Source organism: Albidovulum sp. (assembly GCF_008933605.1).
In the GTDB taxonomy this organism is placed as follows: Bacteria; Pseudomonadota; Alphaproteobacteria; order Rhodobacterales; family Rhodobacteraceae; genus Albidovulum.
Genome location: NZ_WBUS01000039.1, coordinates 1 through 23,723, shown reverse-complemented (window position 1 = coordinate 23,723; position 23,723 = coordinate 1). Strand labels below are relative to the sequence as shown.

Here is a 23,723-nt window from a genome sequence, read left to right as displayed (position 1 = left end):
CCTGGGAGGTGCTCAGGGCGACAGGGCGCGGCCTCGCGGACTGGCAGGCGGAGACCCGCCCGCCGCTCCTGCCCGTTGCGGAGGCCACGGCGATGCTGCTCGATGCCGACCGCGACTGGCTGGCCTCGCGCATCGACCGCCGCTTCGAGGCGATGCTGGTGAAAGGCGCGCTCGACGAGGTGCGGGACATGCTCGGCCGCTGGGATCCAGCCGCGCCCTGGGCAAGGGCGATCGGCGCCCCGGAACTTGTCGCGCACCTCAGGGGAGAGCTGTCGCTTGCCGAGGCCACCCGGCGCGCCCAGGCGGCGAGCCGCCAGTATGCCAAGCGCCAGCGGACATGGTTTCGTGCCCGGATGCGGGCCTGGACCTGGAAGAAGCTGCCGTGACGGATGCGCCACGCCCCGCCGATCCTCATGATTCCGCATATTTTTCCCTTGGGGTTTGTCGCCCCGCTCTCTAATATCCCGCACGCTAAGCCCCCTGCCCCGCGCCACCGCCCGGGCGAGACCCAAGGAACCGCCCGTGAAGCTTTTCTCCGGCACACCCCTGTCGCAGTTCTCCGACCGGCCGGCTGAACCGCAGGCGCAGAAAGAGTCCGGCAGGGCAAAGCCCAAGGGCGGCGAGGCCGCAGCGCCCGAGGCGGGGCCCAAGGCGGGTCCCAAGTCGGGGCCCAAGGCGGACACGGGTGCCGTCCGCGCAGTTCCGGGGATTCCCGAGGCCCCGGCGACGACGCCACTGCGGATCATGCCGCTCTCCCGTCTCGCGGCCGGCGGACGCTGGCGGATCGAGGCGATGCGCTCGATCTCGGAACCGCTCCTTCTGTGGTTCACCCGCGGCCAGGGCCGGATCACCGTCGGCGGCGTGACCCGCGGCTACGGCGTCCACAACGCCGTCTTCATCCCCGCCGGCACGATGTACGGCTACGAGGCCGGCCCGCAGACCTATGGCAGCGCGGTCTTCTTCGGCCGCGGCTGCACGCTCGACCTGCCGGCAGCGCCCCTCCACCTCAGGGTCCGCGACGTCGGCCCGCAGGCGGAACTCTCCGGCCTGATCGACAACATCCAGCGCGAGCTGGAAAGCGGACGGCCGGGCGCCGATCGCGCGGCACGCCACCACCTCGGGCTTCTCGGCGTCTGGCTCGAACGCAATGGCGAGACCGCGCCCGATGGCAGGAAACCCGATGCCGCGCGCCGGCTCGCCGCGCGCTACACCGAGCTTTTGGAGGACGAGTTCCGGTCGGGCAAGGGCGTCTCGGACTATGCCCGCGCGCTCGGCGTGACGCCGACGCATCTCACCCGCGTCTGCAACCAGACCTGCGGCCGCTCCGCCTCCGATCTCCTGCACGACCGGGTGATCTTCGAGGCGCGGATGATGCTGAGCGAGACGAGGCTGCCCATCGCCCACATTGCGGAGGCGCTCGGTTTCACCTCGGCGGCCTATTTCACCCGCGCCTTCCAGCACCGCACGGGCAAGACCCCGTCGGCCTTCCGCCGGTCGGGTTGATCCGCGAGCCGCACCCCGTTAAGAATGACGTAAACGTGCCGCGAATGCCGTTTTCAGGCATTGACGGGCACGCAGAAACGATGCGCAAATGCCCGGGCACATAGGCGAATGCGCAACAAGACGCCGGCCCGCCGGCGCGACAACAAGAACACGTCACTTCACAGGGAGACGAAGCGATGACCTACCATGACAAGTCCGCACGAATTCACCCGGCGGCGCTGAGCTATGCCGCCGAAGTCGCTGCCGGAACGATGAGCCGGCGCGAGTTCCTGACCCGTGCCTCGGCCCTCGGCGTCGCCAGCGCCACGGCCTACGGCCTCCTGGGCCTCGACACTCCGGCCCGCGCGCAGGATACGCCGGTTGCCGGCGGCACGCTCCGGATGCAGATGGAAACGCGCGCCCAGAAGGACCCGCGCACCTGGGACTGGTCCGAGTACGCGAACTTCGGCCGCGGCTGGCTCGACTACCTGGTCGAATACGAAATCGACGGCTCGATCCGCGGCATGCTGCTCGAAAGCTGGGAGATCAACGACAACGCCACCGAGTACACGCTGCGTGTCCGTCAGGGCGTGAAGTGGAACAACGGCGACGACTTCACCGCGGCCGACGTGGTCCACAACTTCATGCGCTGGTGCGACGCGGGTGTCGAGGGCAACTCGATGGCGACGCGGATGGGCGGGCTTGTCGACGAGGCGACGAAGAAGGCGCGCGAGGGCGCAATTACCCAGGTGGACGACCACACGGTGAAGCTGGTGCTGCCCGCGCCCGACATCACCATCATCGTCGGCTGCGCCGACTATCCGGCCGCGGTGGTGCACCAGTCCTACGACAACGGCGATCCCTCCACGAACCCGATCGGCACCGGCGCCTACCTGCCGGAATCGAACGAGGTGGGGGTCAAGCAGGTGCTCGTCCGCAATTCCGACCATACCTGGTGGGGCACCGCGGTCTATGGCGGCCCGTACCTCGACCGGATCGAGTACATCGACCTCGGCACCGACCCCTCCGCCGTCGTCGCCGCAGCCGAGGCCGACGAGATCGACGCGACCTACCGCACCCAGGGCGACTTCGTCGAGATTTTCGACGGCATCGGCTGGACGAAATCCGAGGCGATCACCTCTGCCACGCTCGCCGTGCGCTTCAACCAGGGTGCCGACCTCTACAAGGACGTGAACGTCCGCCGGGCGCTCCAGATGGCCGTGGACAACGCGGTGGTGCTCGAACTCGGCTACGCGAACCTCGGCTTGGTGGCCGAGAACCATCACGTCTGCCCGATCCACCCGGAATACGCCAAGCTCGACCCGCTGGTCGTCGATCCGGCGAAGGCCAAGGAGATGATCGACGCGGCTGGCCAAGCCGACACCGAGTTCGAGCTCATCTCGCTCGACGACGACTGGCAGGCCGCGACCTGCGACGCGGTCGCCGCCCAGATCCGCGACGCCGGCATCAAGATCAAGCGCACCATGCTGCCCGGCTCGACCTTCTGGAACGACTGGACGAAATACCCCTTCTCGGCGACCGAATGGAACATGCGCCCGCTCGGCGTGCAGGTGCTGGCGCTGGCCTACAAGTCCGGCGTGGCCTGGAACGAGACGGCCTTCGCGAACGCCGAGTTCGACACGATGCTGGCCGAGGCGATGTCGATCGCCGATGCCGACAAGCGTCGCGAGGTGATGGCGAAGATCGAGAAGATCATGCAGGACGAAGGCGTTCTGATCCAGCCCTACTGGCGCTCGCTCTACCGCCACTTCAAGGAGAACGTGAAGGGCGCGGAGATGCACCCGACCTTCGAGCATCACCACTACAAGTGGTGGCTTGCTGCCTGATCCGACGGCACCGGGGGCGCGCCGACGGCGCGCCCCTTCCGGCTTCTCCCGGCCCCGCGCACCTGCCCCCGATACGGGCGGACGGACGAGGTAGACCATGGCCCAGTTTCTCTTGCGGCGCGTCCTGACGATGGTGCTGACCGCACTCTGTCTGACTCTCGTCGTCTTCTTCCTCACAAACCTTCCGCCGAACCTCGAGAAGCTCGCGAAGTCCGAGGCGGGAAGCCGAATCTCGGACGCCGAGGTCACGAGCTGGCTGGAGAAGAACGGCCATGCCCGGCCGCTCCTCGTCCGCTACGGCGAGTGGCTGGGCGTCGTGCCCGGCTGGACCCGGGAGGACGACGGCAGGACCTACGGCCGTTGCCTCACCCCCGGTGTCGACCCGGCCGAGGCGCCGCGCTTCTGCGGCGTGCTGCAGGGCAACTGGGGCTTCTCCAGCTTCTTCAAGGCGCCGGTCGGCTCGAAGCTCGGCTATCACCTCGGGCTGACCGGTGTGCTGATGTTCTGGGTCATCGTGCTGATGGTGCCCGCCTCGCTCCTCATCGGCGTGCTCGCGGGGATGCGCGAGGGATCGAAGCTCGACCGGTCGCTCTCCACCTTCTCGATCGCCTCGACCGCCACGCCGGAATACGTCTCGGGCGTCATCCTCATCTTCATCTTCGCCTCTTCGGCGGTCGGGCTGAAGTGGTTCAAGGGCACCGCCACCGCTGCGATGGACGGCGTGACCTTCGACAACTTCTTCCTGCCGGTCCTGACCATCGCGCTCTACGGCGTGGGCTACATCGCCCGGATGACCCGTGCCTCGATGACCGAGGTGATGACGGCGCAGTACATCCGCACGGCGCGGCTGAAGGGCGTGTCGTTCGGCAGCGTGGTGATGCGGCACGCGCTCCGGAACGCGCTCATCGCGCCCTTCACGGTGATCATGCTGCAGTTCCCCTGGCTCCTGAACGGCGTCGTCATCGTCGAGACGCTCTTCAACTACAAGGGCTTCGGCTGGACGCTCGTGCAGGCGGCGGGCAACAACGACATCCAGCTCCTTCTCGGCTGTTCGGTCGTGGCCGTGGCCGTCGTCCTCGTGACTCAGCTCATCTCCGACGTGGGTTACGTCTTCCTCAACCCCCGCATCAGGATCAGCTGAGATGGACGAAATTGGCTGGGGCACCATCCTGCTCACCCTCCTCCTGCGGTTCTGGCCGGTCTGGCTCGCGCTGGCGCTGACCTTCGTGGTGTCGGCCCGCTACCGGCGCCGGCTCGGCCTCTACGGGCGGCTCTTCGACTCCACCATCGGCATGATCGGCTTCGCCCTGGTGATTTTCTGGGTCTTCACCGCGCTCTTCGCCGACCTCATCGTCACCCATGACGTGCTGAGCCAGATCAGCCAGATGAAGAACAAGCTGCCGGGCACCGCCGTCCCCGACGGCTCGGCCTGGTATCTCCTCGGCGGCGACCACCTCGGCCGCGACGTCTTCAGCCGCATGGTGGCCGGGAGCCGCATCGTCATCGCCATCGCCCCCCTTGCCACGCTCTTCGCCTTCATGGCCGGGATCACCCTCGGCCTGCCCGCGGGCTACTACGGCGGGCGGCTCGATGCGATGCTCTCCTTCCTCGCCAACCTCATCCTCGCCTTCCCGGTGATCCTGCTCTTCTACCTCCTCGTCACGCCCGAGATCGCCGAGACGGGCCTGCCGCAATACCTCGCCATCGTGCTCTTCCTCTTCCCGCTCGTCTTCCTCACCGTTCTCGTGAACTCGCGCTACTACGTGACGCCCGTGTTCCGCACCAAGGTCGTCGCGGCGATCCTCGTCATCGGCGGCTACATCTACCTCGCGCTCGTCGGCGAGGCAGGGACGAAGGTCGCGCTCCTGCCCGACGCGGCCGACTTCATCCACGTGCCGGGCAACATCCTCATCGTCTTCGTCTCGGTCGTCTTCGTGAACGCGCCCACGGTGTTCCGCATCGTCCGGGGCATCACGCTCGACATCAAGACGCGCGACTACGTGGCGGCGGCCCAGACCCGGGGCGAACGGCCCTGGTACATCATGCTCTGGGAAATCCTGCCCAACGCCCGCGGCCCCCTTATCGTCGATTTCTGCCTGAGGATCGGCTACACGACGATCCTTCTCGGCACACTCGGCTTCTTCGGCCTCGGGCTTTCGCCCGAAAGCCCGGACTGGGGCTCGACGATCAACGCGGGGCGCAAGCTCCTCACCATCGCGCCGCATCCCGCGATCGTGCCCGCGATCGCGCTGATGAGCCTCGTGCTCGGCCTCAACCTCCTCGCCGACGGCTTGCGCGAGGAAAGCCTGAAGGACTGACCACGTGACCGCCGCTTTCATTCATCTTGGCGGAAATACTCCGGGGGTCCGGGGGCAGCGCCCCCGGCCGCGCCGCGAAAGGGGAACCCGATGACCAAGTGGGACTACGACGGCCCGATCCTCGAGATCGAGAACCTCTCGATCAGCTTCTTCACGCGGCTCAGGGAAATCCCGGCGGTCATGGACTTTTCCTGCACGGTGCAGCCCGGCGAGGCGATGGGGCTGGTGGGCGAATCGGGCTGCGGCAAGTCCACCGTGGCGCTCGCGGTCATGCGCGATCTCGGCAAGAACGGCCGGATCACCGGCGGCACGATCCGCTTCAAGGGCCGCGACCTGACGACGATGACCGAGGAGGACTTGCGCGCCATCCGCGGATCGGAAATCGCCATGATCTACCAGGAGCCGATGGCTTCGCTGAACCCGGCCATGCGGATCGGCCAGCAACTCATGGAAGTGCCGATGATCCACGAAGGAATCGGCAAGGACGAGGCCTGGAAGCGCGCGCTCGAAGTCGTCGCCGACGTCCGCCTGCCCGACACGGAGCGCATCCTGCGCTCCTATCCGCACCAGCTCTCCGGCGGCCAGCAGCAGCGCATCGTCATCGCCATGGCGCTGATGTCGAAGCCCGCGCTCCTCATCCTCGACGAGCCGACGACCGCGCTCGACGTGACGGTGGAGGCGGCGGTGGTCGATCTCGTCAAGGATCTCGGCCGCAAGTACGGCACCTCGATGCTCTTCATCTCGCACAACCTCGGCCTCGTCCTCGACGTCTGCGACCAGCTCTGCGTGATGTACTCGGGCGAGGCGGTGGAGACCGGCTCCATCACCGATGTCTTCGACAAGATGCAGCACCCCTACACCCAGGCGCTCTTCCGTTCGATCCCGCTGCCCGGCGCGGACAAGACCACCCGGCCCCTCATCGCCATCCCGGGGAACTTCCCGCTGCCCCACGAACGCCCGCCCGGCTGCAACTTCGGCCCGCGCTGCGACTATTTCGCCGCCGGGCGCTGCGACGCCGCCGATATCCCGATGGTCGCGGTCGCGGGCCACGACCGGCACGAGACGCGCTGTCTGCGCGTGTCGGAAATCGACTGGGCTGCGCCACCCAAATCCGCGAAGACCGTGGAAAAGACGCCGATCGGCAAGGTCGTCCTGAAGATGGAGGACCTGAAGAAGTACTACGAGGTCTCGCCCAACGCGCTTTTCGGCGGCGGCGAGACCCGCGTCGTGAAGGCCAACGAGACGCTGAGCTTCGAGGCGCACGAGGGCGAGACGCTCGCCATCGTGGGCGAGTCGGGCTGCGGCAAGTCGACCTTCGCGAAGGTGCTGATGGGGTTGGAAACCGCGACCTCGGGCCAGATACTGCTCTACGACAACGAGATCCAGTCCACCCCGATCGAGGCGCGAAACACCGAGACCGTCTCGGGCGTGCAGATGGTGTTCCAGAACCCCTTCGACACCCTCAACCCCTCGATGACGGTGGGCCGGCAGATCATCCGCGCCCTGGAGGTCTTCGGCGAGGGCAATTCGGACGCCGAGCGCCACCAGCGGATGCTCGAACTCCTCGACCTCGTGAAACTGCCGCGCGCCTTCGCCGACCGCATGCCGCGCCAGCTCTCGGGCGGGCAGAAGCAGCGGGTGGGCATCGCACGCGCCTTTGCCGGGGGGGCCAAGATCGTCGTCGCGGACGAGCCGGTCTCGGCGCTCGACGTCTCGGTGCAGGCGGCCGTCACCGACCTTCTCATGGAGATCCAGCGCAAGAACCGCACGACGCTTCTCTTCATCTCCCACGACCTCTCCATCGTCCGCTATCTCTCCGATCGGGTCATGGTGATGTATCTCGGCCATGTGGTCGAACTCGGGACGACCGACCAGGTCTTCTCGCCGCCCTACCATCCCTATACCGAGGCGCTGCTCTCGGCGGTACCGATCGCCGACACGCATGTGGAGAAGAAACGCATCGTGCTGGAAGGCGACATCCCCTCGGCGGTCAATCCGCCGCCGGGCTGCCCCTTCCAGACGCGCTGCCGCTGGAAGTCGAAGGTGCCGGGCGGGCTCTGCGAACGCGAGGTGCCGCCGGTGCGGATGCTCGCGGACGGGCACCAGATCAAGTGCCACCTGTCCGACGCGGAGTTCGCCGCGATGGAGCCGGTGATCAAGATCGCCGCCGAGTAGGCCCTTGCGGCCGGAAAACGACAGCGCCACCCTGGCCGCCACCGGGGAGGGACGGAACGGCGGGACACGACGATGAGGGTGGGCGGCTCAATCTGCCCTTTGTCGGCATTCCCATCTTCGGCAAGCGGCCCTATGCCGAGGACCGGTCGAGGATCGACGCCGATACCGCGATCCTCGGGGCCCCGTTCGACTTCGGCACCCGGTTCCGCCCCGGTGCCCGCTTCGGCCCGCGCGCCGTGCGCGACGCCTCCACGCTCTTTTCCTTCGGCCACACCGGCGCCGATGACCACGAGGACGACCGCACCGACCTCGGCCCGAACGTGCGGATCGTCGATATCGGCGATGCCGACATCGTCCACACCGACATGGAAAGGAGGCGTGCCAGCATCGCGCCGGGCACCGGCACGCCCGCGCACGGCGGCTTCCTCTATTACGAGGTGCCAGAAACTCTCCAGGCCGCGGCGCGGGCGCACGAGACCGTCGGCATCGACCTCGTCCAGGTGGCGCCCGACTACGACCCGACCGGTTCGACGGCTATTCCCCCGGCGCAACTGCTGCCGGGCTTCGTCTTCGACGCCCGCGGGGTCTAGCTCTAGCTAGAGGCACGGCAACAGGACCGTCGGGCCGAGCGGCATCACCCGGGCGCCAGTGCCGATCTTGAACCGCGCGAGGCCGGGCGCGTCCTCGGTGTTCACCTCGCCGAGGTCGAGGGTCGAAAACCCGGCGTCGCGCAGATGCAGCATCGCGCGCCAGAGAAGGTGCGGATGCGCGTTCGCCTGCCGACCCGCCACGCCGGACCAGCCGATATGGTAGGTGGCCCAGGGGGAATGGAGCAGGAAGAGCATCGCTGCCACCCGCTCCCCCCGGAGCCGCGCCTCCGCCAGGAAGGCCGCGCGCGGGTCGCGGGCGAGCCAGGCATCGGTGAACCGCGCCGGCATGGCCCGGTAGCCCCGCACCCTCTGCTGGGCCGCATCCGCAGCCAGAAGCCAGGCGACCGTCGAAGGTTCGGGCCGGGAGAGGCGCAGGTCAAGGCCCGCCGCCTCCGCCCGGACGAGCCGGTTGCGCCATTTCTGCGCGAGCCGCGCCCGGAGCATGCCCGGCTCCGCCGAAAGGTCGAGCAGCGCCTGGGCGCGGCAAGTGACGAGCGGCAGACCGGGACCGGCGTGCCAGGGCGTGGCGACTAGCGGCCGGAACCGCCGCCCGAGCGCGCGGAGCGCCGCGTCTTGCTCTGGTGCGGCTGGCGCTTTGGCCCAGACCGGCCCGCGCGACATGAGGCGGAGAAGCAGGGGGCCGACGCGCCGCCCGATTACCTGCGCCCGCCCGAGCGCGCCCGAGGACGCCGCGATCTCCACCCGTTCGACCGTCGCGCCGAGGCGCGCGAGCACCGTGCCATAGGCAAGGCTCTGCTGCAGGGGCATGGGCCCCGTGCGCCAGATGTCGCTTTCCGCTTTGGCCGCAACGATCTTCATGATCTCATTAAGTCTGCGGAAACCTAACGCCGGCCTAATGCCACCATGAAAGCGACTCGCCACCCCTCCACCGTCCATGGCGTCCATGCGCCCGCCGCGCGCCTTACCTGGCAGAGTGCCCTTCTCCTGGCCATGGGCCTGTCCTCGGCCTTTCTCGTCGTCATTGCCGGCTTCACGGTCGCCATGACGCTCATCTGGCCCGGCTGATCGCGGCCGCGCGCTCGCCACGCTTGAAGCCCACCCCGAAAGCGTCCTATCAGCGGGAGACGGCCCGGTGGGCCCGCCAGGCAGGATGACGCGAATGGCCCAGCCCCTTTCCCTCGTCGCGGATGTCGGCGGCACCAATACCCGCGTGGCGCTCGCCCGGGGCGGCGCGGTCGATCCCGCGTCGATCCGCCGCTTTGCCAATGCCGGCAACGCCGGGCTCGCCCCGATCCTGAATGCCTATCTCGCCGAGGCAGGCAGCCCCGAGATCGCCGGCGCCTGCGCGGCCGTCGCCGGGCCGGTGGACGATGGCGTCGCGCGGCTCACCAACCTCGACTGGTCCATCGACCGCGACGCGCTCGCCGCCGCCACCGGCGCCGAGCGGATCGCGGTGATCAACGACCTTCAGGCGCAGGGCCACGCGCTCGGCCATATCGCGGCCGACTGCCTCCGCCCGCTTGTCACCGCGGCCGAACCCCTGCGGGCCGCCTCGCCGCAGCTCGTCATCGGCGTCGGGACCGGCTTCAATGCGGCCGTCGTCCATGACGGCCCCACGGGTCGTCTCGTCACCGCCTCGGAATGCGGGCACGCCACCCTTCCGGTCCGCAACGACGGCGACCTCAGCCTGATGCGCTTCGTCGAGACGGCGCATGGCTTCGCCGGGGTGGAGGACGTGCTGTCGGGCCGGGGGCTGGAGCGACTCCACGCCTGGGCCGCGCGCGAGGCCGGGCAGGACGACGGCCTCGATGCCTCGGCAATCATGGCGGCCATCGGCCGGGGTGACGACCCGGTGGCCGAGGCGACCGGCGCGGCCTTCGTCCGGCTTCTCGGCACCGTGGCCGGTGACCTTGCGCTCATCCACCTGCCGTTCGGCGGCATCTACCTGATCGGCGGCGTGGCGCGCGCCTTCACCGCCCACTACGAGCGCTTCGGCTTCGCCACTGCCTTCCGCGACAAGGGCCGCTTCTCTTCCCTCGCCGCGGCCTTTCCCGTCTCGATCATCGAGGACGACTACGCCGCGCTCACCGGCTGCGCCCGGCGCCTGGCCGAGGGCTGAGCGCCGTCACCGCAGGAAATCGACGAGCTGCCGGGTCGAACCGTCCTTACCCTCGGCCGTCTCGCGGCCCGCGAGGATCGGCTCCAGCGCCAGCGCGAGTTCCTTGCCGAGTTCCACGCCCCACTGGTCGAAGGAGTTGAGCCCCAGGATCACGCCCTCGACGAAGACCCGGTGTTCGTAGAGCGCGATGATCTGGCCGAGAACGAAGGGCGTCAGCCGCTCGTAGACGAGCGTGGTGGAGGGTCGGTTGCCGGGGAAGACGCGGTGACGCGCCTGGCGGTCGAGTTCGGCGCCCGTGAGGCCCTTCTTCGCCAGCATCGCCCGCGCCGCGTCGAGCGAGCGGCCGCGCAGGAGCGCCTCGGACTGGGCGAGGCAATTGGCTACCAGAAGCCGGTGCTGGTGGGCCAGTCCGGGCTCGTGCCCCTCGCGGCCGACGAGGAACTCGCAGGGAATCACCCGCGTGCCCTGGTGGATGAGCTGGTAGAAGGCGTGTTGGCCGTTGGTGCCGGGTTCGCCCCAGACCACCGGGCCGGACGGCACCGGAAGGTCGCTGCCGTCCATCGCCACGCGCTTGCCGTTCGATTCCATCTCGAGCTGCTGGAGATAGGCCGGCAGCCGGGCGAGGCGCTGTTCGTAGGGCAGCACCGCGCGGGTGGCGTGGCCGCAGACCTGGTTGTGCCAGATGCCGACCAGGGCGAGCATCACCGGCATGTTCTGCGCGAAGGGCGCGTCGCGGAAATGCGTGTCCATCGCCCTCCCGCCGGCGAGGAAGGCGCGGAAGTGATCCGGCCCGATGGCGATCATCAGGGAAAGCCCGATCGGCCCCCACACGGAGTAGCGCCCGCCGACCCAGTCCTCGAAACCGAAGACGCGCGAGGCGTCGATGCCGAAGGCGGCGGTCCGGTCGAGCGCGGTCGAGACGGCGGCGAACTGTGCCGCCGGGGTGGCGACCCTGGCTGCCATCCATTTTCGCGCGGTGTCCGCGTTGGTCATCGTCTCGATGGTGGTGAAGGTCTTGGAGGCGACGACGACGAGCGTCGTCTCGGGGTTCAGGGGCGCGAGCACGTCATGGACATGCGCGCCGTCGACGTTCGAGACGAAATGCGCGCGCGGACCGTCGGCATAGGGCGAGAGCGCGATCGCCGCCATCGCCGGGCCGAGGTCGGACCCGCCGATGCCGATGTTGACGACGTCGGTGATGCGCCCGCCCTGCCCGGTAAGGCGCCCCTCCCGCAGGTCGCGGGCAAAGGCCTCAGAGCGGGCATGGGTCGCGCGCACCTCGGGCATCACGTCGCGCCCGTCCACGGCGACGGACCCGTCGAGATTGCGCAGCGCCGTGTGGAGGACGGCACGGCCCTCAGTCTCGTTGATCTTCGCGCCGGAAAACATCGCCTCGCGCCGCGCCGCCACGCCGGCGGCCTCGGCAATACGGATCAGCAGGTCGCGGGCATGGGCGTCGATTCCGGTCTTCGCGTAGTCGAAGAGAAGCCCGTCGGCGCGGACCGAGAAGTGCCGCGCCCGGTCGCTTCCCTCGAAGAGCGCGAGGATCGGGCGGTCGGCATGGGCGGCATGGTGATATCCGAGGTCGTCCCAGAGGCTCATTGCGAGGTGTCTCCTGTCCCGTTCATTCCGCCCAGTGGACGGTCGCGTTCGCCAGCACGGCATTCACCGGCGCTTCCTCGGCCGGAAGGCCCTGCGCGCGGTCGAGTGCGGCGCGTTTTTCCGGCCCGGTGATAAGGATGTGGCACGCCATCGCATCGGCGAGGACCCGCGCCGTCAGCGTCACCCGGGGCTCGCCCGCGCCCGCGGCCCTGAGCGCCATGAGGACCGGCGCGTCGGGCGCCAGGGCCTCCGCCAGCCGTTCGGCGCCGGGAAAGAGCGAGGCGGTGTGCATGTCGGCGCCCATCCCGAGGAGGAGCACGTCGATCGGCAGGTGCGGCGACAGCGCCGAGGTCAGCGCGTCGAGCGCCTGCTCCGGTTCCGGCGTGTCGGCGTAGAACGGCAGGAAGTGGGCCGCGGCGGCGCGCCCCGCCAGGAGCCGCTGGCGCACGAGTCGCGCGTTGGACCGGGCGTGGCTTTCCGGAACCCATCGTTCGTCGTTCAGGAAGACCGTGACGCGGTCCCAGTCGATGCCGATGCCCGAAAGCGTGTCGAAGACCGGGCCCGGCGTCGTGCCGCCCGGCACGCAGAAGCTCACGCTGTCCTTGCCCCGGACCGCCGTCGCAAGCTCGCTCGCCAGCCGGTCGGCGAGCGAGATCATCATAAGTTCGCGGTCGGGATACTCGACGAGTTCCATCTGTCACCTCCCCCGGCCGAGGCGGGATGCCGGGCCGGCGCTCATTCCCGGATTTCCCGCCAGCGCCGGCCGTCGCGGTGCAGCAGCATCAGCGCGTCCTCGGGGCCGGAGGAGCCGGGGTCGTAGCCCTTCGGCCGGTCGCCGCGGGCCTCCCAGCCGGCGATGATCGGATCGGTCCAGGCCCAGGCGGCCTCCACTTCGTCGCCGCGCATGAAGAGCGTCTGGTTGCCGCGGATCACGTCCATGATGAGCCGTTCGTAGGCGTCGGGGATGTCGGAACCGTCCTCGCCCAGGGCCTCGGCGAAGGACATGTCCAGGGGCACCTCGGTCAGGCGCATGCCGCCCGGCCCCGGCTCCTTGATCATCACGCTCAGCGTCATCCCCTCGTTCGGCTGCAGCCGGATCGAGAGCACGTTCTCGCGCCAGCCCTCCTCGTCACCGAAGATCGAATGCGGCACTTCCTTGAAGACGATGGCGATTTCCGAGGCGCGGGCGCGCAGCTTCTTGCCGGTGCGCAGGTAGAAGGGCGTGCCCTTCCAGCGCCAGTTGGCGATCTGCACCTTCATCGCGATATAGCTTTCGGTGCGGGAGGCCGGGTTTTCCGCATCCTCGACATAGGAAGGCTCGCCCCCCGGACCCTTCCTGGCGCTGCCGCGGTACTGGCCGCGGACGATGTCCTCGGCCGGCACCGGCTGCAGCGCATGGATGACCTTCAGCTTCTCGTCGCGCACCGCGTCCGGGTCGAAGCGGTAGGGCGGCTCCATCGCGATCAGGCAGAGAAGCTGCATCAGGTGATTCTGCACCATGTCCCGCATGGCGCCCGACTTGTCGTAGTAGGCCCCGCGCCCGCCCACGCCCACGGTCTCGGCCACGGTGATCTGGACGTGATCGACGTGGCGCGCGTTCCAGAGGGGCTCGAAGAGGATGTTGGCGAAGCGGACCGCCATCAGGTTCTGGACGGTTTCCTTCCCGAGGTAGTGGTCGATCCGGTAGATCTGGCTTTCGTGGAAATGCTCCGCCAGCGTGGCGTTCAGCGCGCGCGCGCTTTCGAGGTCTCGGCCGAAGGGTTTTTCCACCACGATCCGCGCCTCGGGCCCGGCGATCCCGAAGCGGTGGAGCCGCTCGGCAAGGTCGCCGAAAAGCGCGGGCGCGACGGAGAAGTAGAAGGCCTGCACCACGTCATGTCGGACGAGGCGTGCGAGATCGGGCCATCCGCCCTCGCCCTTGGCGTCCACCGGCACGTAATGGAGATGGGCAAGGAACTTGCCCACGGTCTCGCCATCGCGCGTCGACCCCGGCAGGAACTCGCCAAGCGCGTCGGCGACGAAGCTGCGGAAGCCTGCGTCGTCCATCTCGCCGCGCGCCGCACCGACGATGCGGGAGGTCTCGGGGATCTGGCCGGCGAGGTAGCGCCGGTAGAGGCCGGGCAGGATCTTGCGCCGGGCAAGGTCCCCGGTGCCGCCGAACACGACGAGGTCGAAGGGATCGACCGGAATGACCCTGGAGACCATGCGCGCTGCTCCTTCATGTTAGCGCTAACGCGCTGCGCTCATAGCGCCTTGCCGACGCAAAGTCTAGCATCGCTTTCCGCGCCGATCCATTGCGCGCGCCTCGCCCCGGCGCCTCTCAGGCCCGCACGTCGACGACCACGCGCCCCCGGACCTTGCCTTTCAGGATTTCCGCCCCGAGTCGCGGCAAGTCGCCGAGTGCCGCGGGCACCACCATCGCCTCGAGTTTTGCCATCGGCAGGTCGTGGACGATCCGCTGCCAGGCGCGCACCCGGTTCGCGTAGGGCTGCATCACGCTGTCGATGCCAAGCAGCTTGACCCCGCGCAGGATGAAGGGCGTGATCATCGCGCCCTCGACCACCGCGCCCCCGGCAAGCCCCACCGCCGCGACGGAGGTGCCGTACTTCATCTGCTTCAGCACCCGGCCGAGCATCGCCCCGGCGACGGCATCGACGCAGCCCGCCCAGCTTTCGCTTTCGAGCGGCTTCCTCGTCACCTCGGCGAAGTCCTCGCGCGGCACGATCTGCGTCGCGCCGAGGGCCTTCAGATACTCCGCCTGCTCCGGCCGCCCGGTGACCGCCGCGACCTCGTGGCCGAGCCCGGCAAGGATCGCCGTCGCCACCGACCCCACGCCGCCCGCCGCCCCGGTCACGAGTACCGGCCCGTGCCCCGGCTTCAGCCCGTGATCCTCCAGCGCCATGACGGCGAGCATGGCGGTAAGCCCCGCCGTGCCCACGGCCATCGCCGCGCGGGTGGTCAGCCCCGGCGGAAGCGGCACCAGCCAGTCGGCACGGACCGAGGCCTTCTCGGCGTAGCCGCCCCAATGCGCCTCGCCGACCCGCCAGCCGGTCAGGACGACCTTGTCGCCGGGCCCGTAGCGCGGATCCGAGGAGCGTTCGACGGTGCCGGCAAAGTCGATACCGGGAACGTGGGGGTAGGTCCGGACGAGCCCGCCGCCCGGGCCTATGCAAAGCCCGTCCTTGTAGTTGACGGTGGAATATTCGACCGCGACCGACACCTCGCTCTCGGGCAGGCGACTCTCCGCGATCTCCTGCACGGCGGCGCGGGTGCCGCCGTCCTCCGACTTCTCGACGATCAGTGCCCTCATGCCGGCGCCCTCCCCGAAATCCATGCCTTGCCCGACTTTCGCGGATTCGCGGCGGCGAGGCTACCCCGGATCGGCGCGGTTCAGCCCTGCCCCTCCCGCTTCGCCGCCCGCTCGGCCAGAAGCCGCGTGAGCCAGTCGGGGTCCATCTCCGGCACGGACGACAGGAGAAGCTCGGTATAGGGGTCGTGCGGCGGCTGGAACATCTCCTCCTTCGGCCCCTGCTCGACGACGCGGCCGTTCTGCATCACCACCACCTCGTCGGCAATGGCCTTCACGGTGGCGAGGTCGTGGGTGATGAACATGTAGGCGAGGTTGAACTCGGACTGGATCCGGTCGAGGAGTTTCAGGATGCCTTCCGCGACGAGCTGGTCGAGGGCCGATGTGACCTCGTCGCAGATGATGAACCTGGGCTCGGCCGCGAGCGCGCGGGCGATGCCGATGCGCTGCTTCTGGCCCCCGGAGAGCTCCGAGGGCAGCCGGTCGATGAACCTGTCCGGCTCAAGCTCGATCAGCCGCAGGAGGTCGCGGATGCGCTCGGTGAGCGCCTTGCCCTTCAGGCCGAGGTACATCTCGGCGGGCCGGCCGATCAGCTCGCGCAGTCGCAGTTTCGGGTTCAGCGCGGTGTCGGCCATCTGGTAGATCATCTGCGCCTGGCGCAGCTGGTCGCGGCTGCGCTGGCGGTAGTCGGCCGGCAGGGGCTGGCCGTCGAAGAGGATGCGGCCCTGGCGCGGCGGCAGGAGGCCGGTGATCACCCGTGCCGCCGTGGACTTGCCCGAACCGCTCTCGCCGACCACCGCGACGGTGCGGCGGGCGTGGATGTCGAAACCGATGTTCTTCAGCACATCCGCCGCCCCGTAGCCCGCCGTCACGTTCTGCACCGAGACGACCGGCACGCCCGTCGTGACCGGCGGCTGCACGGGCCGCGCGTAGGACCGCACGGCCCAGAGCGACTTGGTATAGTCCTCCTTCGGTGCGCGCAGCATCGTCCGGGTGTCGGCCTCCTCCACCTCGTCGCCGCGCAGGAGCACCTTGATCCGGTCGGCCATCTGCGCCACGACGGCGAGGTCGTGGGTGATGTAGATGGCCGCCGTGTCGAACTGCGCGACGATGTCGCGGATCGCCGCCAGCACCTCGATCTGTGTTGTGACATCGAGCGCCGTCGTCGGCTCGTCGAAAATGATGAGGTCGGGCCGGCAAGACATTGCCATCGCCGTCATCGCCCGCTGCAACTGCCCGCCCGAGACCTGGTGCGGATAGCGGAAGCCGATCTCCTCCGGGTTCGGCAGCCGCATCCGGCGATAAAGCTCCACCGCGTCCGCCTCGGCCTTTTCGCGCGACATGACACCGTGCTGCACCGGGGCCTCGCAGTACTGGTCGATGAGCCGGTGCGCGGGATTGAAGCTCGCCGCGGCCGATTGCGCGACATAGGCGATGCGCTTGCCCCTGAGCGCCCGCCTCTCGGCTTCCGGGGCCTTCATGAGGTCGATCCCGTCGAAGTCGATCGTGCCGCCCGAAATCCGGCAGCCGTCGCGGGTGAAGCCCATGGCGGCGAGGCCGAGGGTGGACTTGCCAGCGCCGGACTCGCCGATGAGGCCGATGACTTCGCCCTTGCGGAGCGTCAGGTCCACGCCCTTGATGATCGGCGACCAGGTGTCTTCGGAGCGCCCGTCGATGCGGATGCCGCGCATGGTCAGGAGAACGGGCTTTGCGGATGTCTCGCTCATGGCCTCACTCCTTCAGCCCGCTGGCGCGATGAAGCTGCCAGTCCACGACGAAGTTGACTGCCACCGTCAGGAGCGCGATGGCGCCCGCCGGCAAGAGCGGCGTGATGTCGCCGAAGGTGATCAGCGTCGCGTTCTCGCGCACCATCGAGCCCCAGTCGGCGGTGGGGGGCTTGATCCCGAGGCCGAGGAAGGAGAGCGCCGAGATCGCGAGGAAGACGAAGCAGAACCTGAGGCCGAACTCCGCGACAAGAGGCGCCATCGCATTCGGCAGGATCTCGCGCCGAATCAGCCGCCACATCCCCTCGCCCCTGAGCCGCGCGGCCTCGATGTAGTCCATCACCACGATGCCCTGTGCAACCGACCGCGCCAGACGATAGACGCGGGTGGCATCGACGGCTGCGATGACAAGAATCAGCGTCAGGACCGAGGTGCCGAAGATCGTGAGGAGGAGAAGCGAGAGGATCAGCGCCGGGATCGCCATGAGCGCATCGACGAAGCGCGACAGCGCCTGGTCGATCCAGCCGCCCGTCACCGCCGCCCAGATGCCGAGGATCGAGCCGACGACGAAGGCGAGCACGGTGGTCGCGAAGGCGATGCCCACGGTGTTTCGCGCGCCGTAGATGAGCCGGGTCAGCATGTCGCGGCCAAGCTTGTCGGTGCCGAGGTAATGGGGTGCCTCCCAGGGCAGGTACTGTCCGCCCAGCACCTCGTGCTCGGAAAATGGCGCGAGCACGGGCGCGAGGATCGCCACGAGGATGTAGAAGAGGATCACGGCGAGGCCGAAGGCCGCCGTCAGCGGCATGTCGCGAAAGAGCGGCTTGAGAGGCGCGGGGGCGCCGGCCTGCAGCGCTACGCGCGCGGCAAGGCCGGTGGCGAAGAAGAGGGCGAGGCCGACGAGGAGCGCGATCAGGACCGTCATCGCCTACCTCCGGTGCATCAGGCGGGGATTGGTGACGGTCGAGAGCACGTCGGCGATAAGGTTCAAGAGGACATAGGCCGCCGCGAAGATGAGCGCGATTGCCTGCACCACGGCGATGTCGCGGTTGGTCACCGCGTCGACCATGAGTTGCCCGAGCCCCGGATAGACGAAGACGACCTCGACCACCACGACCCCGGTGATCAGGTAGGCGAGGTTCAGCGCCACGACGTTGATGATGGGCGCAAGCGCGTTCGGCACCGCGTGGCGCAGGACGACGCGCAGGGGCGACATGCCCTTCAGCCGCGCCATCTCGATATAGGGACTGGCCAGAAGGTTGATGATCGCCGCCCGCGTCATCCGCATCATGTGCGCGGTGACCACGAGCGTCAGCGTCAGCGCAGGCAGGAAGGCCATGTAGAGCCGGTCGCCGAAGGTCGTGGCCGGCGTGATCCGCACCATCGAGGGGAAGAGACCGGACTGCGCCAGCCAGAGGACGAGGATATAGGCCACGAAGAACTCCGGGAAGGAGATCGAGGTCAGCGCCAGCGCGTTCGAGGCGCGGTCGAAGACCGAGTTGCGCCAGAGCGCGGCCATCACGCCGAGCGCGAGCGACAAGGGCACCGAGAGCGCGGCGGCGTAGAGCGCGAGGAAGAGCGTGTTGCCGAGCCGCGCGCCGACGAGATCGGCAATCGGCTTCTTGGTCGCCATCGAGACGCCGAAATCGCCCTGGATGGCGCCCGTCAGCCAGTGCCAGTAGCGCAGCGGGGCCGGGTCATTGAGCCCGAGTTGGTCGCGCAGCGCGGCCAGCGTCTCCTCGGTCGCGGACTGGCCGAGCAACTCGCGGGCAAGGTCGCCGGGCAGAAGCTCGGTCGCACCGAAGATGACGACCGATATGACGAAGAGCGTAAGGAGGCCGAGAAGCAGCCTTCGCCCGATCATGCCCCAGATATCTCTCATTGGTCCCCCCGGTCCATGGCCCGCCCGGCGGTCTTCGTGCCGCCGTCGTCAGGGCATGAAGGCCCCGGCGGAGACCCGCCGGGGCCCAGGTCTCAGCCGTCCGCGATCAGGCGAACCACCAGCGCTCGACGCAGCGGAAGCCGTCGAGGTTCCAGTTGTTCGAGATCTTCTCGGGCGTGGCCACCGCGTTCGACACGGCCATGACGTAGTTGTTGTACATCGGGATGATGGTCGAGCCCTCGAAGGACACGATGTGCTGCATCTCGTGGTACATCTCGCGCCGCTTGGCATCGTCAAGTTCCGACCGCGCCGCGACCAGAAGCTCGTTGAAGCGCGCATTGTCCCAGAAGCTCTCGTTCCAAGCGCCACCCGCGGAATAGGCCGTGGTGAACATCTGGTCCTCCACCGGACGGCCGCCCCAGTAGGAGGCGCAGAACGGTTTCTTCATCCAGATGTTGTCCCAGTAGCCATCGTTCGGCACCCGGTCCACCGTGATGGTGATGCCGGCCGCGGCCGCCTTCTCGCTCATCAGGACGGCGGCATCGACCGCGCCCGAGAAGGCGGCGTCGGCGGCCGAGAGCGTGACCTCGAGCGTCTCCATTCCCGCTTCCTTGAGATGGAACTTCGCCTTGTCGGGGTCGTAGGTCTTCGGCTCCATCTCCGCGAAGAAGTAGCGGTTCGCCGGGCCGATCGGGTTGTCGTTGGAGACCGACCCGTGGCCGGCGAGGATCTTGTCCACCATTTCCTGACGGTCGAAGGCGTACTTCAGCGCGAGCCGCACGTTGTTGTCGCTGAAGGGCGCCGCCCGGGCATCCATCGGGAAGACATAGTGCGCGTTGCCCGAAATCGACAGGATCTTGGCCACGCCCCTGCTCTCGAGCAGGCCGATCGAGGCCGGGTCCACCTGGTCGATCGTGTCGACCTCGCCCGTCATCAGAGCATTGAGCCGCGCCGCCGCGTCGAGAATGGACAGAAGCACGATCTGGTCGAAATGCGCCCGGTCCGACTTCCAGTAGTTCGGGTTGCGGTTCAGCGTCGCCTGCACGCCCGGCTCGAAGCTTTCGACGATGTACCCGCCGAGGCCGTCGCTGGACGTCACATCGATCTTGCCGTCGGCCGAGGCCATCACCGGCAGGTGGTAGTCCGACATCAGGTAGGGGAAGTCCGCGTTCGGCGCGTTCAGTGTCACGACGACGTTCTGGCCATCGGCCTTGATGTCGGTCACCGCGTCGAAATAGGGCTTCACGGCCGAGGTGGAGGCTTCGCCGCGATGATGGTTCAGCGACGCGACGACGTCATCCGGCGTCAGCCCCTTGCCGGAATGGAAGGCCACGCCCTCGCGGATCTTGAAGACCCAGGTCATGCCGTCCGACGAGTCCCAGCTTTCCGCGATCTCGGGAACGAGGTTGCCGTCAGCGCCGATCTCGATCAGGTAGTTGTGGCGCGCCGCCGCGAAGGTCTGCACGTAGAGTTGGTCCCAGAGGCCGGGATCGTAGCCGTCGGTGGACGAACCGTGGCCAATCCCCACCCGGAACACCCCTCCCTTCTTCGGCTCGGCCGAAGCGCGCCGCACGCCGGCCGGCAGGATCAGCCCGGCCGCGCCCAGCGCGGTCGCGCCCTTGATCAGGCTCCGGCGGCTCAGTCCGCCGCGTGTCAGATAGTCACTCATGTCTTTCTCCCTGGTGTTGGTTTTCTTGCTCTTCGGTCCCGTCCGCACCGCTTTGCGGCCCTTCAGGCCGCGATCTCGCTCACCTTGTATGCCGCCCGGTCAAGCCAGTCCGGGCTGATCTCGACGCCCCAGCCGGGCTCCTCGGGGATCCGCACCTTGCCGTCCTCGACGGCGAAGGGCTCGCCCCGGAACAGGCCCACCTGCCACGGGTAATAGTCGTCGCCTTCGATCGAGAATTCCAGATATTTTCCCGCGTTCGGGATCGCGCCGAGAAGATGCATGGTGCAGATCGTCACGAGCGAGAGGTTGGCGCTGTGCGGCGTGCAGGGCAAACCGGCCCTCGCGGCCATCCCCGCCACCAGAAGCGTGCGGGCGATCCCGCCCATGTACATCACGTCGGGCTGCACCACGTCGACAGCGCGCATCCCGATCATCTGGCGCCAGACGATCAGGTCCCAGTCCTGCTCGCCGCCGGTCACGTCGATGGAAAGCGCGTCGGCGACTTCCTTCGTCTGATCGAGCTCCCAATACGGGCAGGGTTCCTCGAAATGACCGATGCCCTCGGCTTCGAGCCTGCGTCCGACCTCGATCGCGCGGGCGGGCGAGAAGCCGGAATTGCCGTCGACGAGCTTGGCCATCCCGTCCCCGAGCGCGCGGGCGACCGTCGGGATGACCTCTTCGGTCCGACCCGGCCATTCGTCGATGTCGTGGCCGCATTCGGCGCCCACGCGCCATTTGAAAGCGTCGAACCCGTGGTCGTCGCGGAGCCGGCAGAGCCGAGCCGCCTCGTCCACGGCCGTGATGTCACGCTTCATCGACGAGGCATAGGCGCGCAGGCGCCCCGGCCTGCCGCCGAGGAGTTCCACGACCGGCTTGCCCGAGCGCCGCCCGGCCATGTCCCAGAGCGCGGTGTCGAGCCCGGCGAGCGCCCGGCAGCGGTAGGACCCGGGGAACTTGTGCTCCTTCTCCTCGACCCGCCGCACGAGGCCGAGAATGTCCTCCGTCCCCTGCCCCAGGGCGTGTGGCGCGACCTGGCGGTGCAGGACCTGAGCGGTGATGTCGGCATTGTAGGTGGAGGTCTGGCCCCAGCCGAAGGCCCCGTCCTCGGCGGTGACGCGGGTGAAGCACACGAATTCGTTGGAGAAGGTCTCGATCTTCGAGATCTTCGTCATCCTGCTCCCCTTCGCTGCCCCGGCGTCACCGCGCCGTTCGGCGGCCCCTCAGTCGTCGCGTGCTCCGCAAATTTCCGCGCAGGCGATTCCCGGTTGCGACCGTCCAATCCTCTCGCAGGACATCCTGCCGGAGATTATTGTTGATTGTCCAGTCAATTCATATCCCGCGAACCCCTCACCTTGCACCGTAGAAAAGGCCGACCACATGCTCGGCCTCGGCGAAGAAAAGCCAGCGCGCGGCGAGCGCCCCGGCGAAGTGAACGGCAAAGGCGAGCACATGCGCGGGCAGCGACGATGGCAGGGCCACCACGAGAATCGCCGGAAGAACCGCGCCGAGGAGAATCGCGAGGGCGCGCAGCTTCACCGCATGACGCCGCCCAACGACATGGATCATCTCGCGCATCACGTAGTTGCCCGCCGTGTGCGGCGGCGCGAAGGACCGGACATCACCGCGCGACCCGAGCCCGGTCGCCGTGGCGAGCCGGTGGCCGCGCGCCGCGAACCGGGTGTCCCCGCTGCGCCAGGCGGCGAGTTGCAGGACCGCGAGCGCGGCGCAGAGGAGCGCGGCCGCATAGGGCAGCCCGGCCAGGATGGTGCCCCCGGCCAGCGCCCAGACGAAGAAGAGCGCGGGCGTCGTCCAGTGGTTCCAGCGCGGCACGGTCCGGAGCTGGGCGTAGATCATGCCCGTCGAAAGCAGGGCGAGAAGGCAGGCCAGCGCCCCGGTGAGCCCGAAGGCGGGCGGCAGTCCGCCGCCGAAGACCGCCGCGAGCGCCACCGGCGCAAGCATGAGGATCGCCCCCGCCGAGGCCCATGCCTCGCGGCTGAGCCAGCTCGTCCGCCACTGGCTGAAGGCCAGGATCGCCCGTTCCGGCCGCCCGAGGTGGAAGGTGGAAGCGAGCAGCCCGACCACCGCCAGCAGATAGCCGAGGCCCCAGAGGAAGACCGCCTCCAGCCCGAAGACGGCGACCGCACCGGAGGCGAGCACGAAGAGAAGGCCGAACCCCGCCCCCGACAGCGTCGTGAAAAGGATCACCGAGGGCGCGGGATGCATTCAGAGCTTCTCCAGCAGCCGGTCGAGCCAGCCGGCGAGGCCCGTTGCCCGAACGTCGAGCAGTGGCGCGAGCGACCCCGCCGCGGCGGGTCCCTTCGGCCGCGGCGGCAGGTACTTGTTCACCGGCGCCGTCCCGAGTTCCGGCATCAGGTCGTACCCGCCGCGCGCCTCCACCAGCCGGCTTACCGCACTGTCCGGATCGGCGAGGTCGCCGAAGTGGCGCGCGCCGGTCGGGCAGGTCCGCACGCAGGCGGGCACGCGGTCCTCCTCCGCCAGCGTCTCGTTGCCGATCCGGTCCACGCAGAGCGTGCATTTCTTCATCACGCCCGCCTCGCCGTCGAGTTCGCGCGCGCCATAGGGGCAGGCCCAGGCGCAGAGTCCGCAGCCGATGCAGGCGTCCTCGTTGACCAGGACGATCCCGTCCTCCGCCCGCTTGTAGCTGGCGCCGGTGGGGCAGACCGTCACGCAGGGAGCGTTGTCGCAATGCAGACAGGAGCGGGGGAAGTGCACGATCTCGGCCGGCCGGCCGGCGGAAACAACCTCATAGCTGTGAACCCGGTTGAGGAACGTTCCGGAAGGCTCTGATCCGTAGGCATTCTGATCGGAGAGGGGAACTCCGTAGCCCTGATCGTTCCAGCCCTTGCAGGCGGTCACGCAGGCTTGGCAGCCGACGCAGGTGTCGAGGTCGATGACAAGCCCGAGTTTCTTCGCGGGCGGCGGCGGAAGCGCGGTCATGGCTTCTCTCTCCATGGCCGGTGCCTCGGGGC

At 68.6% G+C, this 23,723-nt stretch carries 20 protein-coding genes and 1 pseudogene; 9 read left to right on the top strand and 12 right to left on the bottom strand.

Annotated features, from left to right (window positions below):
- The 7 genes and pseudogenes from F9K34_RS07575 to F9K34_RS07545 all read left to right on the top strand — a co-directional run.
- Positions 1–386, top strand: a pseudogene (locus tag F9K34_RS07575) (tRNA dimethylallyltransferase); the annotation flags it as partial.
- Between the two features lie 136 nt (positions 387–522).
- On the top strand, positions 523–1,503 hold the full coding sequence (locus tag F9K34_RS07570) for a helix-turn-helix domain-containing protein (protein WP_291336306.1): 981 nt from the start codon (positions 523–525) through the stop codon (positions 1,501–1,503).
- A gap of 176 nt (positions 1,504–1,679) precedes the next feature.
- Entirely contained in the window at positions 1,680–3,329 is a 1,650-nt protein-coding gene (locus tag F9K34_RS07565; protein WP_291336305.1) for an ABC transporter substrate-binding protein, read from the top strand.
- A gap of 97 nt (positions 3,330–3,426) precedes the next feature.
- Positions 3,427–4,470, top strand: coding sequence for an ABC transporter permease (locus F9K34_RS07560; RefSeq protein ID WP_291336304.1), 1,044 nt, complete (start codon positions 3,427–3,429; stop codon positions 4,468–4,470).
- Position 4,471: 1 nt separating this feature from the next.
- Complete coding sequence (locus F9K34_RS07555) at positions 4,472–5,647, top strand: ABC transporter permease (RefSeq protein WP_291336303.1); 1,176 nt, start codon at positions 4,472–4,474, stop codon at positions 5,645–5,647.
- Positions 5,648–5,737: 90 nt separating this feature from the next.
- Complete coding sequence (locus tag F9K34_RS07550) at positions 5,738–7,822, top strand: dipeptide ABC transporter ATP-binding protein (protein WP_291336302.1); 2,085 nt, start codon at positions 5,738–5,740, stop codon at positions 7,820–7,822.
- A gap of 92 nt (positions 7,823–7,914) precedes the next feature.
- Positions 7,915–8,412, top strand: coding sequence for an arginase family protein (locus F9K34_RS07545; protein WP_291336309.1), 498 nt, complete (start codon positions 7,915–7,917; stop codon positions 8,410–8,412).
- A 6-nt stretch (positions 8,413–8,418) separates the two neighbouring features.
- Here the strand turns inward: F9K34_RS07545 and F9K34_RS07540 are convergent, their stop codons facing one another.
- Positions 8,419–9,291 carry a GNAT family N-acetyltransferase gene (locus F9K34_RS07540; RefSeq protein ID WP_291336301.1) on the bottom strand — a complete coding sequence of 291 codons (873 nt, stop codon included), beginning with the start codon at positions 9,289–9,291 and terminating at the stop codon, positions 8,419–8,421.
- Between the two features lie 45 nt (positions 9,292–9,336).
- Here F9K34_RS07540 and F9K34_RS07535 point away from each other — a divergent pair, with 45 nt between their 5' ends.
- Positions 9,337–9,498: a hypothetical protein gene (locus F9K34_RS07535; RefSeq protein WP_291336300.1), complete on the top strand. Its 162-nt coding sequence runs from the start codon at positions 9,337–9,339 to the stop codon at positions 9,496–9,498.
- 85 nt (positions 9,499–9,583) lie between these two features.
- The gene (locus F9K34_RS07530; RefSeq protein WP_436405720.1) at positions 9,584–10,552 is read left to right on the top strand and encodes a glucokinase; all 969 of its coding nucleotides are present in this window, start codon (positions 9,584–9,586) and stop codon (positions 10,550–10,552) included.
- A 6-nt stretch (positions 10,553–10,558) separates the two neighbouring features.
- Here F9K34_RS07530 and pgi read toward each other — a convergent pair whose 3' ends face one another.
- The 11 genes from pgi to F9K34_RS07475 form a co-directional block, all read right to left on the bottom strand.
- On the bottom strand, positions 10,559–12,154 hold the full coding sequence (gene pgi, locus F9K34_RS07525; protein ID WP_291336298.1) for a glucose-6-phosphate isomerase: 1,596 nt from the start codon (positions 12,152–12,154) through the stop codon (positions 10,559–10,561).
- A gap of 22 nt (positions 12,155–12,176) precedes the next feature.
- On the bottom strand, positions 12,177–12,848 hold the full coding sequence (pgl, locus tag F9K34_RS07520) for a 6-phosphogluconolactonase (RefSeq protein WP_291336297.1): 672 nt from the start codon (positions 12,846–12,848) through the stop codon (positions 12,177–12,179).
- 41 nt (positions 12,849–12,889) lie between these two features.
- Positions 12,890–14,359 carry a glucose-6-phosphate dehydrogenase gene (gene zwf, locus F9K34_RS07515; protein WP_291336296.1) on the bottom strand — a complete coding sequence of 490 codons (1,470 nt, stop codon included), beginning with the start codon at positions 14,357–14,359 and terminating at the stop codon, positions 12,890–12,892.
- A 115-nt stretch (positions 14,360–14,474) separates the two neighbouring features.
- Positions 14,475–15,464, bottom strand: coding sequence for an MDR family oxidoreductase (locus F9K34_RS07510; RefSeq protein ID WP_291336295.1), 990 nt, complete (start codon positions 15,462–15,464; stop codon positions 14,475–14,477).
- Between the two features lie 80 nt (positions 15,465–15,544).
- Positions 15,545–17,188, bottom strand: a complete 1,644-nt coding sequence (locus F9K34_RS07505) for an ABC transporter ATP-binding protein (protein WP_291336294.1) — start codon at positions 17,186–17,188, stop codon at positions 15,545–15,547.
- A 4-nt stretch (positions 17,189–17,192) separates the two neighbouring features.
- Entirely contained in the window at positions 17,193–18,107 is a 915-nt protein-coding gene (locus tag F9K34_RS07500) for an ABC transporter permease (RefSeq protein WP_291336293.1), read from the bottom strand.
- Positions 18,108–18,110: 3 nt separating this feature from the next.
- Entirely contained in the window at positions 18,111–19,064 is a 954-nt protein-coding gene (locus F9K34_RS07495) for an ABC transporter permease (RefSeq protein WP_291336292.1), read from the bottom strand.
- Positions 19,065–19,170: 106 nt separating this feature from the next.
- The gene (locus F9K34_RS07490; protein ID WP_291336291.1) at positions 19,171–20,733 is read right to left on the bottom strand and encodes an ABC transporter substrate-binding protein; all 1,563 of its coding nucleotides are present in this window, start codon (positions 20,731–20,733) and stop codon (positions 19,171–19,173) included.
- Between the two features lie 62 nt (positions 20,734–20,795).
- Positions 20,796–21,905 carry a mandelate racemase/muconate lactonizing enzyme family protein gene (locus tag F9K34_RS07485; RefSeq protein ID WP_291336290.1) on the bottom strand — a complete coding sequence of 370 codons (1,110 nt, stop codon included), beginning with the start codon at positions 21,903–21,905 and terminating at the stop codon, positions 20,796–20,798.
- A 175-nt stretch (positions 21,906–22,080) separates the two neighbouring features.
- Complete coding sequence (locus F9K34_RS07480; protein ID WP_291336289.1) at positions 22,081–22,956, bottom strand: dimethyl sulfoxide reductase anchor subunit family protein; 876 nt, start codon at positions 22,954–22,956, stop codon at positions 22,081–22,083.
- Entirely contained in the window at positions 22,957–23,691 is a 735-nt protein-coding gene (locus tag F9K34_RS07475) for a 4Fe-4S dicluster domain-containing protein (protein WP_291336308.1), read from the bottom strand.
- Positions 23,692–23,723 lie beyond the last annotated feature (32 nt).

Coding starts and splice junctions, on each gene's coding strand:
- F9K34_RS07565 (WP_291336305.1), top strand. CDS start 1,680: ATGACCTACCATGACAAGTCCGCACGAATTCACCCGGCGGCGCTGAGC.
- F9K34_RS07560 (WP_291336304.1), top strand. CDS start 3,427: ATGGCCCAGTTTCTCTTGCGGCGCGTCCTGACGATGGTGCTGACCGCA.
- F9K34_RS07555 (WP_291336303.1), top strand. CDS start 4,472: ATGGACGAAATTGGCTGGGGCACCATCCTGCTCACCCTCCTCCTGCGG.
- F9K34_RS07550 (WP_291336302.1), top strand. CDS start 5,738: ATGACCAAGTGGGACTACGACGGCCCGATCCTCGAGATCGAGAACCTC.
- F9K34_RS07540 (WP_291336301.1), bottom strand. CDS start 9,291: ATGAAGATCGTTGCGGCCAAAGCGGAAAGCGACATCTGGCGCACGGGG.
- F9K34_RS07535 (WP_291336300.1), top strand. CDS start 9,337: ATGAAAGCGACTCGCCACCCCTCCACCGTCCATGGCGTCCATGCGCCC.
- F9K34_RS07530 (WP_436405720.1), top strand. CDS start 9,584: ATGACGCGAATGGCCCAGCCCCTTTCCCTCGTCGCGGATGTCGGCGGC.
- pgi (WP_291336298.1), bottom strand. CDS start 12,154: ATGAGCCTCTGGGACGACCTCGGATATCACCATGCCGCCCATGCCGAC.
- pgl (WP_291336297.1), bottom strand. CDS start 12,848: ATGGAACTCGTCGAGTATCCCGACCGCGAACTTATGATGATCTCGCTC.
- zwf (WP_291336296.1), bottom strand. CDS start 14,359: ATGGTCTCCAGGGTCATTCCGGTCGATCCCTTCGACCTCGTCGTGTTC.
- F9K34_RS07510 (WP_291336295.1), bottom strand. CDS start 15,464: ATGAGGGCACTGATCGTCGAGAAGTCGGAGGACGGCGGCACCCGCGCC.
- F9K34_RS07505 (WP_291336294.1), bottom strand. CDS start 17,188: ATGAGCGAGACATCCGCAAAGCCCGTTCTCCTGACCATGCGCGGCATC.
- F9K34_RS07500 (WP_291336293.1), bottom strand. CDS start 18,107: ATGACGGTCCTGATCGCGCTCCTCGTCGGCCTCGCCCTCTTCTTCGCC.
- F9K34_RS07495 (WP_291336292.1), bottom strand. CDS start 19,064: ATGAGAGATATCTGGGGCATGATCGGGCGAAGGCTGCTTCTCGGCCTC.
- F9K34_RS07490 (WP_291336291.1), bottom strand. CDS start 20,733: ATGAGTGACTATCTGACACGCGGCGGACTGAGCCGCCGGAGCCTGATC.
- F9K34_RS07485 (WP_291336290.1), bottom strand. CDS start 21,905: ATGACGAAGATCTCGAAGATCGAGACCTTCTCCAACGAATTCGTGTGC.
- F9K34_RS07480 (WP_291336289.1), bottom strand. CDS start 22,956: ATGCATCCCGCGCCCTCGGTGATCCTTTTCACGACGCTGTCGGGGGCG.
- F9K34_RS07475 (WP_291336308.1), bottom strand. CDS start 23,691: ATGACCGCGCTTCCGCCGCCGCCCGCGAAGAAACTCGGGCTTGTCATC.